This is a genomic window from Pseudomonas sp. (genome assembly GCF_050739935.1).
In the GTDB taxonomy this organism is placed as follows: domain Bacteria; phylum Pseudomonadota; class Gammaproteobacteria; order Pseudomonadales; family Pseudomonadaceae; genus Aquipseudomonas.
The window spans coordinates 66,239-81,361 of record NZ_JBOICF010000010.1; the positions used below are offsets into that span (position 1 = coordinate 66,239).

The window sequence follows — 15,123 nt, forward strand, 5'->3', positions numbered from 1 at the left end:
GTCAAGCATGACTTTGGTGTGCAATATCCATTTTTCTACCTGGAAAGCTATATATCTCAATAACTCGCTGATTAATGGCGTTATTTACGGATTTAGACGACGTTCGTGATTTTATGAGGTTTCAGACGAGCTGAATTCTACCCGTGAACTCGCTTGCAAAAATCTAGCAATACTATATTTTTGTTTTTGCAGCACTGGCCCACTCTCAGAGGAAGGCGATGGAGCCTCATGAATAAGGTCCCCATGAACAATAATAAAAATGCTCTGTTCGAATCGATTGCCGCGCTGGAAGGCGCCCTGTTCATTGACGGCCAGTTGCGCAAAGGCACTGGTGAACGCCTTCCTGTGGAGAACCCCGCTAATGGTCAGGTGATAGGTCATATCGCCGCCGCTACCCCTGACGAAGTCAATGACGCGGTCTCGGCTGCTCATCGCGCCTTTCAGACCTGGTCACGTGAACTACCACGAACCCGCGCTGATGCCTTGCACCGTCTAGGTGATCTGATCGCCGCAGACGCGCTGCACATGGCGCAGATCATGACCCTTGAGCAGGGTAAACCGGTCAACGAGGCCAAGGGCGAAGTGCTCAAGCTGGCCGAGGCCTGTCATTTTTATGCCGAAGAGGCGACCCGGATACACGGCGAAATCATTCCCAACGACCAACCGGGCTTTCAGAGCATGGTGGTGCGTGAACCAATTGGTGTGGTCGGCGCCATTACCCCGTGGAATTACCCGGCCGAACTGGTGGGCTGGAAGCTGTGCGCCAGTCTGGCATCCGGCTGCAGCATCGTTATAAAGCCCGCTGAACTGACGCCTTATACGGCATTGGCTATCGCGCAAAAATGCGCCGAGGCCGACATTCCCGCAGGTGTGGTCAATGTGCTGACGGGCAAGGGTTCGGTGGTTGGGCAAGCACTGGTGGACCATCCGTACGTGGCGAAAATCGCCTTCACCGGATCGAGTGCGGTTGGCTTGCACATTCAGCAAAGCTGCCCGCAAGTCAAACGCATGTCCCTGGAATTGGGCGGCAATTGCCCCTTGGTGGTCGCTGCCAGCGCGGATCTTGATGCGGCTGTGAAGGGCGCACTGCGACGCAGCTTCCGCAACTGCGGCCAGATCTGCATTGCGATAAACCGCATTTATGTACACCGCTCGCTGTACGAGGCATTCATCGGCAAGCTGGGCGCTGCGGCCGATGGGCTCAGCGTGCAGAATGGACTGGAGTTTCCCGCCGCCGATCTGGGTGCCATGGCCTCGGCCGAGCCGCTGAACAAGACCCGTGCGCACCTCGCCGATGCTCTGGAAAAAGGCGCGCGACTGGTGGCGGGCGGCAAGGCGCCAGAAGGCAATGAGTACGCCAAGGGCCATTTCTTTCGCCCCACAGTGGTCGCCGACTGCACGCACCGGATGCTGGTCATGACCGAAGAAACCTTCGGCCCGCTGGTAGGTGTCGCGCCTTTCGACCATTTGGCCGAGGCTGTGGAGCTGGCCAATGACACGCCTTATGGCCTGGCCTCTTACGTTTATGCGCGAGACCTGACCGAGATTCATACGCTGTCGACCGCGCTCGATTACGGCAATGTGGCGATCAATAACGTCGACGCCGGGATCATGAACGCGCCGTACGGAGGCCGCAAGCAGAGCGGCGTGGGTTACGAACACGGTCGTGAGGGATTGCTGGAGTATTTCCACTTCAAGCATGTGCGCTTGCACCATGGCGTTGGAAATTGAGCCATGGACGCGCTGCTCGGGATCGATATAGGCACTTCGGGTTGCAAGGCGTTGCTGCTCGACACACACGGTTCGGTGATTGCCGCCGATACCGCCACTTATCCGCTGGCGCAGCCCCGGCCGGGCTGGACTGAGCAGGATCCGCAGCTATGGATCGAAGGTTCACGTCAGGCCGTCGCCGGTGTACTGGCCAAGGCGCCCGGCGTCAATCTGCTGTGTGTCGGCCTGTCCGGGCAGATGCATGGGCTGGTGCCACTGGATGCTGCGCATCAAGTGTTGCGCCCCGCGATCCTATGGAATGATCAGCGCAACGGCGCGGAATGCGCGCAGATCACTGAAGCCGCGGGCGGCCTGCAAGGGCTATTGGCAGCCACCAATAACCGCATGCTGGTGGGCTACACGGGTGGCAAGATTCTGTGGATGCAGCGCCATGAGCCTGAGCTTTTTGCACGCCTGACCACGGTGCTTAACCCCAAGGATTATTTGCGTCTGTGCCTGACCGGGGAAGTGGCGACCGAAGTGTCCGACGCCTCGGGCACCGGGCTGTTCGATGTGCGCTCGCGGACTTGGGCCACCGGCCTGATGGAGCGCATAGGAATCGATCCGGCATTGTTCCCCCCGGTGTTCGAATCCCAAGTCATTTCGGGGCGCATCTCTGCGGCGGGTGCTCGGCTGTTCGGACTTCCGGAAGGTACGCCGGTGGCTGGCGGCGGCGGTGATTCGGTGATTCAGACCATTGGTTCCGGCGTGATCGCTCCGGGCGAGTTGCAGACAACCATCGGCACCGCGGGTATTCTCGCTGCCGCGCTTGATACGCCCCACGACAACCCCGACGGCAGGCTGCAGGTTTTCTGCAACGTCGCTGCGGACAAGTGGCACTGCATGGGCGTCTCGCTGAATGCCGGTGGTTCAATGAGCTGGTTTCGCGACGTGTTCTGCAACAGCCGGCAAGCAGGTGCGCTTTCGTTCGACGAGCTGGTCGCCGAAGCGGCGCAGAGCCCAGCCGGCGCCCGTGGTCTGCTGTTTCTGCCGTACCTCAACGGTGAACGCTGTCCGCATCCCGACCCGGTCGCTCGTGGGGCCTTCGTCGGTCTCAGGGCGTGTCACGGGCATGGCGACATGGCCCGTGCCGTAATGGAAGGCGTGGTGCACGCGCTGGCCGATATGCACGCCCTGATGAAGCCGTTGGGGATTGACGGGCGATTGGTCAAGGCCTCTGGCGGCGGTGCGCGTTCGCCGTTGTGGCGACAGCTTCAGGCGGACATTTTCGGCTGCGATGTGGTGACCACCGAGGGCGCCGCCGAAGGTGCAGCGTTCGGTGCGGCGCTGGTCGCAGGGCTGGGTGTCGAGGTCTGGCCAAATGCCGCAATCGCGGCCGCCAGTTGTCGTGGCATTACCCGCCAGTCGCCCGATCCTGCCACGGCTGAACTGTTCGCACGCGCTCACGGCATCTATCACCATCTGTACCCCGCGCTCAGGCAAACCTTCATTGATCTGGGTGCGCCCATTTTTGATTAGCTGTTTTTTGATTGGTTTTTTATTCAGGAGTCCGTTTCATGTCGGCCTGGTCCGCGCTTATTTTCGATCTTGACGGAACGCTCATCGACAGCGCGCCTGACATTGCAAAAGCTCTGAATGTCGGCTTCGCGTTGAACCACTGGCCCGTACTCACTGCTGCCCACATCGAGCAGTTCATCGGTAACGGGCCGCGGCGATTGATCATCGACATTCTCGAAGACCTTGGGCTCGCTTACGACGAGGCAGAGGTGCAGCGCGCTTTCGACGGTTACCTGCAGGCCTATCTCGAGGATCCGGCCGGTAGCACCCGTTTTTTCCCCCATGTGCGCGAAGACCTGCAAGCGCTGCGTGACGCCGGTATTCGTCTGGGCATCTGCACCAACAAGAACCATGCAGTCACCGGCAAGGTGTTGGAGCAGTTGGGCCTTTCGGAATTATTCGATGTCGCACTGGGCGCTGACGCAGTGCCCGCCTGCAAGCCTGCGCCGGGCCATCTGCTGGCGGTGGCCGAGGCGATGGACCTTGCCGTTGGAGCTTGGGCCTACGTGGGCGATACCAGCGTCGACCAGCGAACCGCGCTGGATGCCGGGGTGCCGTTTTTCGTCGTCCCCTGGGGCGGGGGGCCGCTGGTGCAAACTTCGCAAGCACAGCGTCTGAGCCGTCTTGTGGATTTGTTGGAGTGCAGTCCGGCTGTCGCCAAGGAGCAGAAATGACGGCCAGTTTATTGCAACGCATCGTTCTCGAGAGCAAGGAGATGCATCGCGCAGAGCGACGCGTCGCCAATTTCGTGTCCACGTCGCCGTCCAAAGTTCTGCAGATGAGCATGGCGAAACTGTCCGAAACCTGCTCAGTCAGTGACCCGACCGTCATGCGGTTTTGCCGACGTTTTGGCTTCAAGAGCTATCAGGATTTCAAGCTGGATCTGGTGCAAAACCTAGTCCCGTCGGCACCTTTTGCCTACGAGCAGATCGCGCCGGACGACAGCGTTGAAAACATCGTCCGCAAGACCTGCCGCAACTCGTTGAATGCGATTCAGCGATTGGCCGAAGACCTGGCGCCTGAGCGTGTGGCTGAGGCCGCGCAATGTCTGCAGGCGGCGAGCTGGACCGGCATTTATGCCACCGGGATATCAGTGGTCAACGCGCTGGATGCCGAACACAAGTTCCAGCGTCTCGGCATGCGTTGTCAGGCGCTGATGGGCGCCAAGCGGCAGGACATGCATGCGCAAGGTGCGCGCGAAGGTGAAGTGGCACTGATTTTTTCGCAATCGGGTCATACGCGGCAAATGGTCGAAGTCGCCATCGCAGCGCGGGAGGCGGGGGCCAGGGTGGTGTCGATCGCTGCGCAGGACAGTCCGCTGGCCCACGTATCCGACGTGCTTATCGCGGTCAAGCCCTACGAACACACCGAACTGATGACCCCGCTGGCGTCACGGCTCAATCATCATTTGGTGACAAACATGTTGGTTGCGGCCATCGCCGTGGCCAGCGGCAGTCAGTTCCCTGACCAGTTGACGGCCCTCGACTCATGGCGGACAGACAAGATTTAAACCACCAAGCGCGGGACACGTCGCGCGGCACACACCGCAAAACGCACTCCCAGCAGGAGCAGCAGATGAGCAGTCAACAAAATGAAGCGAAGAAGGTGGCGGCGCGGCGGGTGATCGAGGAGTTCGTCCACGACGGCATGAAGTTGGGCCTGGGTTCCGGGACCACTTCGCATTTCTTCGTTCGTGAACTGGGCAAGCTGGTCGCCAATGGGTTGCAGGTGACCTGCACCACGACATCGCGCTCCACCAACGATGTCGCGCGAGAAGCGGGTATCGAAATCACTGATCCCAATGAGATCGGCGAACTCGATCTGACGGTCGACGGGCCAGACGAAATCGACCGTCAGTTCAACATGATCAAGGGCGGCGGGGCGTGTCTGCTCTGGGAGAAAATCATCGCTCATGCGTCCAGACAAATGATCTGCGTGTGTGACGAAACCAAGATTGTCGATTGCCTGGGCGGGTTCCCGCTGCCGGTGGAAGTGGTGCAATTCGCCTGGAAACAGACGCAGCGCCGGGTCGAGCGGATCCTGACCGAGCACGGTATCACCGAAGTGCAGATCTTGCGTCGCGAGCGCGATGGGCAGCCGGTAGTCACCGACAGCGGCAACTTTATTCTCGACTGCCACTGCGGCGCGGTGATCAAGGATCCGGCGCCGCTGGAGATCGAGCTGAACCGAATCCCGGGCGTGGTCGAAAACGGCCTGTTCACCCGTGAAGCCGCCGGCATGGTCGTGGGCTGTTTTGACGGATCATCCTACGTGCGACTGCGGTAGGCGGTTGCTGCAGCGGCCTTGGGTCGCGTTACGGACGAGCCGCACTGGAGGACTGGAAAGCAAAAGATAGTTTTAAAACCAACAAGAATAAATAGGAGAAAATCCCATGAAAAAGATAAACCTATCTCAAGTAAGCCGTCGCAGTGTGCTGGCCGGCGGTGTAGTGCTGGGCCTGGGCGCGATGCTCGGGCGAACAGCCATGGCGCAGGCACCGCTGTCGATTCGGTATGCCAACAAGAGCCTGGACTATTACTTCTTCGTCATTCAGCAGGAGGCGGTCAAGCGCGCCGTGGAGGCAAATTCCGGCAATTTCCAGGCGACCAATGCCAGCTTCGACAACACCCGTCAACTTGAGCAATGGCAAAGCCAGATGCTCTCGCATCCCTCTGCGATGATTTCAGATCCAATCGACAGCCAGGCCATCGTTTCCGCCATTCGCCGTTATAACCGGCAGAAGATTCCGGTTGGCATCATTGACACTCCGGCCGACGGAGGTGACGTCGCGATCACCGTGAGCTTCGATAATTTCCGGGGCGGCGTCATGGCGGCCGAAGAGATCGTCAAACGCCTGGAGCAGAAATACGGCAGCCCCAAGGGCACGGTTCTCAACTGCTACGGCGCGCTGGCGTCGGTGGCCTGGCGTCTGCGCAAAGAGGGCATGGATTCCGTATTCGCCAAATACCCGAACATCAAATACCTGTCGCGTCCCACCGAAGGCCAACTGGAGAAAATGCTCGCCGTCACCCTGTCCACGCTGTCGGAATTCCCTGATCTGGACGCTGTTCACGCACCATCGGACTCACCCGCACGCGGAATCGTCACAGCCCTTCAGCAAAAGAACGTATGGAAAAAGGTGGGCGAGAAAGGGCACATCATTTTCGTCAATATTGATGGCGAACCGGTCGCGTTGAAGTGGATTCAGGACGGCTACATGGATGCTTGTATCTCGCAGGATCCGGTGGCCTACGGTGAGATTGCGGTAGAGATGATCGTCAAGCATTCGCTGAAGGGCGAAGCGGTGCCGCTGGGTACATATACCAACAAGAAGTACTTCTGGGAGTCGGGTGAAATCGTCCAGGGCAAGACCGGTCCGACACTCATCATCCCGCCATTCGTGATCAATTCCGAAAACGTGAGCGATAAACGTCACTGGGGCACGGTAGCCGAGAAGGAGTGGGGCGTTACCGCCTAAGGTTTTCGGCATGGTTCTCAGCGTCGTCGGGGTGTCTGCGCGGGCTCCGGCGTTTCTCCGACAGGTTGATGGTGGGATGACAAAATGGCCCTACAAGAACAGCGTGATGAGGCGGTCTTCGACGATACGATTCTCAGCATCGAGAACGTCACCAAAAACTATGGTCCTGTCCACGCGTTGCGCGGCGTGACGACGCAGATCGGGCGAGGCTCGATCCATGGCCTGGTCGGCGAAAACGGCGCCGGTAAATCAACGTTGGTGGGCATCATTTCCGGACAGGTAAGTCCCACTTCGGGACAGATTCTCATGAACGGTCGCGCGCTCGCGCACGTCGATGTCAAGACGATGGAGCAGGAGGGCGTGTTCCTCGTGACCCAGGAGCCGATGATCATCGGCAACATGACCGCCGCCGAAAACCTGATGCTGGGTGTCTGGCCGACCCACCATGGTTTCGTCGACTGGAAAGCCCTCAGCGCCGATGCGACGCGCATGCTGGCGGGTTCCGGTATTGATCCCGACGCCGTTGCGGGAAATCTGGACGCCGTGGCGCGGCGCAAGTTGAACATCCTGCGAGCCATGTTTTCGGGCGGAAAGGTCATTATCCTCGATGAACCCACTGCCTCATTGACCGTCACTGACCGGCAACAGTTATTCGATTTCATGCTGCGGTTAAAGCGCGACGGTGTGACCTTCATTTTCATCTCCCACTACAACGACGAGATTCTCGAAATCTGCGATGAAGTGACAGTGCTGCGCGACGGCAATCTCGCAGGACGCTCGTCCGACGTCAGCTCGCTGTCGTCGGAACAGTTGACGGAATTGGTCATCGGCCACGGCGTCGAGCTTTTCCAGCGCGAGCGCCGTGACCATTCAGGCCATCCGCCCGCTGTTTCACTGCGCGGGGTGCGTGGCAGATACCTGTCGCTGGACAGTCTGGACATTGGTCCGGGCGAGATTATCGGTTTTACGGGCTTGCCGGGCGCCGGGGCGAAAGAGGCGGCACGGGCGATTTTCGGGCTGCATCCAGCGATTGGCACACTCTCGATAAACGGTGAAACGCCACGTCCGCTGCCGCGAACACCGCATGACGCTTTTGATGCCGGGATCGGTTACCTGTCCGATGACCGCCGCCGCGATGGGGCTGTCGGGCAGATGTCGATCGGCACCAATATTGCGCTGTCGTCCCTGGCCGCGCGGTCCAGGATGGGCTTCATCAACCACGCGGCCGAAGATTCGGTGGTGAGTTATTACTTTAATGCCATGGGCGTAAAAGCGCTGAGCCCGGACTACTCGGTCAATACCCTCAGCGGCGGCAATCAACAGAAAGTATGCCTGGGGCGTGTGCTCGCGACCCAGCCACGGTTGTTGATGGTCGATGAGCCAACCCGCGGTATCGACATGGGCGTCAAGCAGGACGTGCTGCGCATCATCGACGAGCTGAGCAACGCGGGCGTGGCGGTGATCATCGTGTCCACCGACACCGATGAACTGGTGCGTGCGGTAGATCGGGTCTGTGTTTTCGATCAGGGCAGCATCAAGGAAACGCTGAGGGGCGCGGACATCACCGTAGAACGCCTGCGTGTATCGGTGCAGGGTCAACAGGCAAGTGAATAATAAGGCGGGAGTCATGCAAATGAGCAATACAACAAGAGCCGGCAGCGGGGTGGCCCCGGCTGAAACAAAGCTCAACCGCCAAGCCATATTGGGCTGGGTGTTGCACAACGTGGTCTGGATCTGGTTGATTGCGCTGGTGGCGTTGTTCGGGGGCTTCAACGAGTTTTTCTTCACGCTGTTCAATTTGCAGAACGTAATGGTGCAGGCGACGGTGCTGGGGACATTGGGCCTGGCCGTGGCACTGCCGCTGCTGGTGGCCGAGATCGATCTGTCGATACCTGCGAACGCGGGGTTTTCAGCAGCGGTGGGTGCCCTGGCGTATTCGGATCTCGGGTTGCCGTGGTTCGTCGCCATGTTGATCGGCTTGTTGGTCGGCACGCTTATCGGCTTCTTCAACGGGTTGTGCATCACCCGTTTGAAAATGGTCTCGCTGATCGAGACGTTGTCGATGATGATCATTCTGCAAGGCGCTCTGCTGGCGCTGACCCAGGGCACGACCTTGACCAATCTCGCAGACGGATACATCTGGATCGGCCAGGCAACGCTCGGCGAATGGCCGCTGATGCCGGTAGTGTTTCTGGTGGCGTTGCTGGTGATCGGTGTCATGTTGCGACGCACAGTGCTAGGCCGTTCGATCTACGCTGTGGGCGGCAACCCGGTGGCGTCGAACTCGGCGGGGATTCGTGTCGACCGGATCAAGATCATCACCTATACCATCTCCGGATTTCTCGCCGCGCTCGCCGGGTTCTTGCTGGCGTCCTGGCAGATGGCAATTACCTCAAGCCAGGGTTCCAGCTATCTGCTCTATGCAATTGCGGCGCCGATCATTGGCGGTGTCAGCGTGTTTGGCGGACGTGGCAATGTAAAAGGGGTGCTGGGCGGCGTGTTGCTGCTGACCGTCATTCAAGTGGGTCTGGCCATCGTTAATGTGCCATCGTTCTATGTCGGCATGATTGGGGGGATGATGATCTTCATCGCCGTGGCGATCGATGCCTTTCGGGTTCGCTATTTCGGCTGATGGAACCGGGTAATGTCAGTAGTTTGAGCTGCTGCGCGCAATGAAGATGACAACGGAAAATATCGGTCTGTCGGTCTGACCTGCTTCCCCGAACGGCGTCCGATATGTCGTTGAGTCACTCATGATTTGCGAGGAGAAATGCGGGATGCACGCATTGGACGGTGCATCCCGCCATAGGGCTCAGTCTGGATAATCGGTCGCCAGGCTCATCTCCCGCACCCCTTCGATCTGTTCCAACCGCGCACGACGATCAGCCATCACGGCGTCGTGTCCCCATTTTCCGAGTGGCAGATGGCGCGGCGGCTCGGTCATTTGAGTAATGGCAATCATGGCTTCGCCTGCACGCACTGGATCTCCCGCCTGGCTGCCGCTCGATTTCTTCGTTGATTCCAGGCGCGCCCCTGCGGTTTCCCGATAATCGGGAATTTCAGTGGGGGTCTGATGCAGTGAACGTCCTGCCCAGTCGGTGCGAAACGGTCCCGGCTCAACGCAGGTGACGGCAATACCCAATGGTGTGACTTCTGTTCTGAGCGCGTCGGACCAGCCTTCAACAGCGTGCTTCGAGGCCGCATAGTAGCCGGAACCGGGAAAGCCGATCAGCCCTGCCACTGAGGTAATGTTGATGATGCAGCCGCTTTTTTGAGCACGCATGATGGGCAGTACTGCGCGGGTGATTGCGAACAGGCCGAAGACGTTGGCATCGAATTGAGCACGTATCTCAGCTTCGACACCCTCTTCGATGGTGCTTTGGTAGCCGTAGCCCGCATTGTTGACCAGCACGTCGATCCGGCCGAACTGCGCCTTGGCCGCCGCGACAACCGCCTCTATCTGCTCAGGCTTGGTGACGTCGAGATCCAGCGCGAGCACTCGCTCTTCGGCATTCGCTCTCAGGTCTGCGACTCGCGATTTGTCTCTGGCCGTCGCGATGAGCCGCCAGCCGCGGTCGATGATCAGTTGGGCCAGCGCCCGGCCAAAACCGGTCGAGCAGCCTGTGATGAGCCAGACAGGGGTATCGTTTGTGTGGGTTGTCATGATTCAGCTCTCCGTAAAGTCAAGAATGCCATCTGCCCCGGACGACCATCCCGTTGTGCCACTCGCGGCCAAAACCGGTAACGCTCGTCGCGGTGGGGATGACAGGGCAAAGCTCGGTAGACATCCGCTTGGACCCGCAACGGTTGAACTTCGTTTCCAGTGTTTGACCGGGGATTTCAAGACGCCACCACCGGCAAACCGCGCCGATACAGCGATGCTGGGTACTTCGGTGTTCGCGCTAAAACCAGTACCGCCTGGCGTAATAAATGCTCATGAACACACCCGTGCCTATCACGATTGCGCGTACCGCCCAGCCTGGCAGCCATCGGGTCAGATGTCCGCCGGCGTATCCGCCAAGCAGCGCGCCGAACAGCATTGGCACGGCCGCAGTCCAGATCACGGCGTCCCTGGCGATGAACACCACCACGGCTGCCAGACTGACGCTGCCAGCGATCAGATTCTTCAGTACCTTGACCTTGCGGATGTCGTCCGGCTCCCTCAGAGCCAGCACCGCCGAGAGCAGGATGCCGAGACCGGCACCGAAAAAGCCGCCATACACCGAACTCAGTATCAGCGCGGGCAGCGCGTTTCTTGCGGTTTTTGACGACTGCTTTCGCCTGGACCACCGGCCGAGCATGGGCGCGGCGGCGAACAGCGCGGTGGCGAAGCCGATCAATCCCGGCACCGGCAACATGAACGTCTCGCCGGGGAGGGCAAGCAGCAGAAGGGCGCCGATCATTGCTGCGCAGAATGCTATCGCCAGTGACCAGATCAGGCCGCTGTCGAGCGCAGGCAACTTGCTTCTGTCGGCAACGGCTGCCAGCCAATGGCCCGGCGCGATGGCAACCGCGTTCGTGGCATTGGCCAGCACAGGGGGCAGTCCGGCAAGCAGCATGATCGGGAAGGTAATCAGAGTCGCACCACCGGCGATGGCATTGATCACCCCGCCCACGATTCCGGCACCGAACAACAGCAACGATTGATCCATTCTCGAACTCCTCTGGAGCCGAGAAGATAACGTCGCCTCGGGGCCGATCTCTCGTACGTTTGTGATCAGCCGATGCTTCTGCGGTACGCGCCTGGCTTGATGCCGAACAAGCGGGTCAAACTCCGTCGGTTTAATCCCTCCGGACTTGTAGATTCCGCTGGTGCACAGGATGCAAAGTCAGCCCTCGGAGGCGTCACCTGAGCCCTGACTCGCTTCAGCAGCCAGTTTCAACCGGTCAGCTTTACTGACGTATTTAGGCTTGTTGCGCGGCGCCAGTTTGGCACTGGCCTTTTTGGCGTGAGCCTCCAATAGCTGCTTAATTTTTTTACGACGGTTCATGTCTTTCACTCGGCTGATCAATGTCTGGATGGTATCAGCTCCAACCGAAACGTTAATCAGCTCGGTGCTGCTGGCCGCGTACCGAAGCGATACGCGGCTCAGGCAACAGTCATACGCGAAAGCAATGACCGGACCACTCGCCAACCTACTTTCCAAAAAGCGCCCTGAGATCGTCGAGCAGCCCTGGTCCCTTCGGCTGCCAGCCCAGGCGTGCCATGGTCTTGTCGCTCGCGGCCGACATGTCGTGTCCGGCAAAGCCTGCCATCCAGCCGAAATGCGCCGCCGCCTCGTCGTTCGACAGCGACACGGTCGGCACACCGAGCCCTTCGCCAATGACCTGAGCGATATCCCGGAAGGCGATCCTTGGTTCAGCAGAGGCATGGTAACGGGCACCGGGCTGATGCTTTTCCAGAGCCAGGCGGTACAACCGAGCGGTATCCACCAGGTGCGCAGCGGACCAGTGTTCGTGGCCTTCACCGACATAGGCGGATACCCCTTTCTGGCGCGCCAGGTCGATGAGGTAGGTGACCAATCCCTGTTTGACCGGGTTGTGGATCTGCGACAGACGCAAGACCACCACGTTGACTCCTCGCTGGCTCAAGGCTTGGCCCGCCAGTTCCGAGGCGGTCCGAGGGTGCGGATTCGCAGGATCGAAATAGTCTTCGTCTGCCAATTGACCCGGACCGGACGAACCCATTGCCACGCCGGATGTGATGAGCAGCGGCCGCGCCGAACCTTCGAGCACAGCACCGAGCGCCGCGATCACACGCGAGTCCTTCTGGCAGTTCTCGACGAACCTGGCGAAGTCGTGATCGAACGCCGTATGAATGATGGCATCGCAGTTTTCGGCGCCTTTACGCAGGCTGTCGAGGTCTTCGATGTTGCCTCGATGGGGTTCGGCACCCAGTTCCAGCAAGCTGCGCTCGCCCTCATCAGAGCGGGTCAGGCCCAGCACCTGATGGCCGGCGTCGAGTAATTCCCGTGCAACCTGAAAGCCGATGAAACCTGTCGAGCCGGTTAGAAATACGCGCATGGTCAATCCCTCTTTGCTGAAAGCCCAACACTGCGCGTAGTCTTTATCCGGTTAAAGGTGTGACGTTATCAGGGTATAAAAACTAACAGGGTTGCCATGTCAGATCAGTCGGTTCATCTATTGGGTGCGTATTTGAAGCGTTGCCGGGCGCGTCTGGACCCTGCGAGCTTCGGCTTTAGCAATGCGCGAAGGCGCACACCGGGGTTGCGTCGGGAAGAAGTCGCGCAGCGTGCCAATATCAGTCCCACCTGGTACACCTGGCTGGAGCAGGGGCGGGGTGGCGCGCCGTCCTCCGAAGTGCTCAACCGTATCGCCCAGAGTCTGCTGATGACCGAGCCCGAACGCGAACACCTGTTCATGCTTGCTTTCGGACATCCACCGGAAGTGATTTATCGCGCACCCGAGGGCGTCACGCCGCGCCTGCAAAGGCTGCTGGACACCTTCGCGTTCAGCCCCGCGATCATCAAGACCGCGACCTGGGACGTGCTGGCCTGGAACCGCGCCGCTGCAGTGGTGTTTACCGACTACAGCCTGCTGCCTGTGGAGGAGCGCAACATTCTGCGCCTGATGTTTTGCCGCGCCGGAGTGCGCGAACGCCAGGATGATTGGGAAGGGATGGCGCGCTTCGTGGTCGGGGCATTCCGAGCGGACGCCATCCGCGCGGGCGCGGCCTCCGAGGTCAGCAAACTCGCCGAAGAACTGTGTCTGCGCAGTCCCGAGTTTGCGATGTTCTGGCGCGACAACGACGTACGCGTTCACGGCGAGGGAACCAAACGCTTGCTCCACCCGATCCTGGGCGCGATCGAGCTGGAGTATTCGGGTTTTGCCGTGGACGGGCGTCCGGACCTTGGCATGGTCGTCTACAACCCGGCGACTCCTGAGGGTGCGCAACGGATCCGCGAATTGCTGAGCGGGCAATGAGTACGGCGAGTTTCCAGTTTCAGGTCGGGGTGAGTCGGCCAAGGAAAAATCGAGCTGGATCGAGAGTACGGTCTTGGTGGTGGTGACGCTCTGGATGATGTCTCCGCTGCGGATGTCGACCGCACGCAGGTTGATGGTCACCTGATCCTGGCGATACAGATCCGAAGGGCCGATGCCCAGGTAACGCACGCCGAAACCGCCTATGCGTACGTTGCTTTCGTAGGCGACGATGGCGCCTTCGATGATCATGTTGGCCGGACGCAGCGGTGGCAGCTGAGTCTGCGCCCGGTCGGACGGTTGCTCCAGCGCGCGCACGATCTTGCGCTCGGTGAGCAGGTCCTGCAGGTTTTCGCGTTCCACCGGCTTGAACCAGCGCGAATCGCGTAACGCGCTGACCAGAAGCGACGCTGCGCCCTGAGTCACCGACGTGGAAAAAGTACTGTCCGGCGAAGGTTTGTACTGGCCGGTCTGGTCATTCTAACTAAGGTGAATCAGCCTCGTTTCGCAGCGAATTTTCGACAAAATCGATGAACGCGTTGACCTTCGCATTCAATGCCGAACGCTCGGTGACACAGGCATAAATGTGCATCGGCTCGGGCTCGGCATGGGTGGCATTACGGCTGTCTGAATCGAACAGCGGCAGCAGCTGGCCGCTGTCGATCATTGGCTGCGCGACAAAGCTCGCCAGGCGGGCGATCCCACCTCCATTCACGGCGATCTGGGCGATCATGTCGATGTCGTCGCAGATGAACCCGGGATTGACCTTCGCTTCGATGCGTTTGCCATCGAGCACGAAAGCCCAAGGCAGAAAGCGGCCATCGGTGGGGTAGCGAAACACCAGGCAAGCATGCTGCTTGAGGTCTTCGTGACTGGTGGGGACGCCGGCACGATCCAGATAGGCAGGCGACGCACAGAACACGAACGGGCGTGACGCGATGCGTCGGGCAATCAATTGGTCGTTCAACTGGGCATCGATGCGCAGGCTGACATCGACCCCTTCAAGTCGGTGATCGACGCGCCGGTCGGTACAGATCAACTCGATGTCGATGCGCGGGTAGGCGTGTTTGAACGCGGGCATCAGCGGCGCCAGTACATGACGACCGAAAGCAGAGGTCGTGGCGATGCACAGCGGACCTTGGGGTTCAGTGGCGACCGCTGCCGCTTGCGATGCCAGGTCGATGTCTCGCGGGATATGCCGCACCTTTTCGAAATAGCGCGTGCCGTTCTCGGTCAAGGCCATGCTGCGGGTCGTGCGCGACAAAAGACGCACGCCCAGATGAGCCTCAAGGCGAGTGATGCTCTGGCTCACGGCTGCGGGGCTCACGCCTTGCGCGCGCGCGGCGGCGGCGATACTGCCGTTCTCTACCACGCGGATAAACGTGTTGATCAAACCGAGAATATCCATCGCTCGA

At 59.8% G+C, this 15,123-nt stretch carries 14 protein-coding genes and 1 pseudogene; 9 read left to right on the forward strand and 6 right to left on the reverse strand.

Going from position 1 to position 15,123, the window contains the following annotated elements; genetic code table 11:
- Nucleotides 1-243 precede the first annotated feature (243 nt).
- The 8 genes from ACRER8_RS00980 to ACRER8_RS01015 all read left to right on the forward strand — a co-directional run bounded on the left by ACRER8_RS00980 (nt 244) and on the right by ACRER8_RS01015 (nt 9,398).
- Nucleotides 244-1,731 (forward strand): aldehyde dehydrogenase family protein, encoded by a 1,488-nt coding sequence (locus tag ACRER8_RS00980; RefSeq protein ID WP_431744506.1) that lies wholly within the window; start codon nt 244-246, stop codon nt 1,729-1,731.
- A gap of 3 nt (nt 1,732-1,734) precedes the next feature.
- Nucleotides 1,735-3,249 carry a xylulokinase gene (xylB, locus tag ACRER8_RS00985; protein ID WP_431744507.1) on the forward strand — a complete coding sequence of 505 codons (1,515 nt, stop codon included), beginning with the start codon at nt 1,735-1,737 and terminating at the stop codon, nt 3,247-3,249.
- 38 nt (nt 3,250-3,287) lie between these two features.
- Nucleotides 3,288-3,962: an HAD family hydrolase gene (locus tag ACRER8_RS00990; RefSeq protein WP_431744508.1), complete on the forward strand. Its 675-nt coding sequence runs from the start codon at nt 3,288-3,290 to the stop codon at nt 3,960-3,962.
- The gene (locus ACRER8_RS00995) at nt 3,959-4,798 is read left to right on the forward strand and encodes a MurR/RpiR family transcriptional regulator (RefSeq protein WP_431744509.1); all 840 of its coding nucleotides are present in this window, start codon (nt 3,959-3,961) and stop codon (nt 4,796-4,798) included. Before ACRER8_RS00990 ends, ACRER8_RS00995 begins: the two co-directional genes overlap by 4 nt.
- 65 nt (nt 4,799-4,863) lie before the next feature.
- Nucleotides 4,864-5,574, forward strand: coding sequence for a ribose 5-phosphate isomerase A (gene rpiA / locus ACRER8_RS01000; protein WP_431744510.1), 711 nt, complete (start codon nt 4,864-4,866; stop codon nt 5,572-5,574).
- A 106-nt stretch (nt 5,575-5,680) separates the two neighbouring features.
- The gene (locus tag ACRER8_RS01005) at nt 5,681-6,766 is read left to right on the forward strand and encodes a sugar ABC transporter substrate-binding protein (protein WP_431744511.1); all 1,086 of its coding nucleotides are present in this window, start codon (nt 5,681-5,683) and stop codon (nt 6,764-6,766) included.
- Between the two features lie 84 nt (nt 6,767-6,850).
- Nucleotides 6,851-8,380, forward strand: coding sequence for a sugar ABC transporter ATP-binding protein (locus ACRER8_RS01010; protein WP_431744512.1), 1,530 nt, complete (start codon nt 6,851-6,853; stop codon nt 8,378-8,380).
- A 19-nt stretch (nt 8,381-8,399) separates the two neighbouring features.
- Nucleotides 8,400-9,398, forward strand: a complete 999-nt coding sequence (locus ACRER8_RS01015; RefSeq protein WP_431744513.1) for an ABC transporter permease — start codon at nt 8,400-8,402, stop codon at nt 9,396-9,398.
- Between the two features lie 180 nt (nt 9,399-9,578).
- Here ACRER8_RS01015 and ACRER8_RS01020 read toward each other — a convergent pair whose 3' ends face one another.
- The 4 genes from ACRER8_RS01020 to ACRER8_RS01035 all read right to left on the reverse strand — a co-directional run bounded on the left by ACRER8_RS01020 (nt 9,579) and on the right by ACRER8_RS01035 (nt 12,790).
- Nucleotides 9,579-10,430, reverse strand: coding sequence for an oxidoreductase (locus ACRER8_RS01020; protein ID WP_431744514.1), 852 nt, complete (start codon nt 10,428-10,430; stop codon nt 9,579-9,581).
- Between the two features lie 238 nt (nt 10,431-10,668).
- Entirely contained in the window at nt 10,669-11,418 is a 750-nt protein-coding gene (locus tag ACRER8_RS01025) for a sulfite exporter TauE/SafE family protein (protein WP_431744515.1), read from the reverse strand.
- A gap of 177 nt (nt 11,419-11,595) precedes the next feature.
- Nucleotides 11,596-11,757 carry a DUF2986 domain-containing protein gene (locus ACRER8_RS01030; RefSeq protein ID WP_431744516.1) on the reverse strand — a complete coding sequence of 54 codons (162 nt, stop codon included), beginning with the start codon at nt 11,755-11,757 and terminating at the stop codon, nt 11,596-11,598.
- A gap of 145 nt (nt 11,758-11,902) precedes the next feature.
- The gene (locus ACRER8_RS01035) at nt 11,903-12,790 is read right to left on the reverse strand and encodes an SDR family oxidoreductase (protein ID WP_431744517.1); all 888 of its coding nucleotides are present in this window, start codon (nt 12,788-12,790) and stop codon (nt 11,903-11,905) included.
- Between the two features lie 96 nt (nt 12,791-12,886).
- Between ACRER8_RS01035 and ACRER8_RS01040 the strand changes: the two genes are divergently transcribed.
- Nucleotides 12,887-13,711 carry a helix-turn-helix transcriptional regulator gene (locus ACRER8_RS01040; protein WP_431744518.1) on the forward strand — a complete coding sequence of 275 codons (825 nt, stop codon included), beginning with the start codon at nt 12,887-12,889 and terminating at the stop codon, nt 13,709-13,711.
- Nucleotides 13,712-13,768: 57 nt separating this feature from the next.
- Here the strand turns inward: ACRER8_RS01040 and ACRER8_RS01045 are convergent.
- Together ACRER8_RS01045 and ACRER8_RS01050 are read right to left on the reverse strand one after the other, a co-directional pair.
- Nucleotides 13,769-14,185: pseudogene (locus tag ACRER8_RS01045) on the reverse strand (CsgG/HfaB family protein); the annotation flags it as partial.
- A 7-nt stretch (nt 14,186-14,192) separates the two neighbouring features.
- On the reverse strand, nt 14,193-15,116 hold the full coding sequence (locus ACRER8_RS01050) for a LysR family transcriptional regulator (protein ID WP_431744519.1): 924 nt from the start codon (nt 15,114-15,116) through the stop codon (nt 14,193-14,195).
- Between the last annotated feature and the right edge of the window lie 7 nt (nt 15,117-15,123).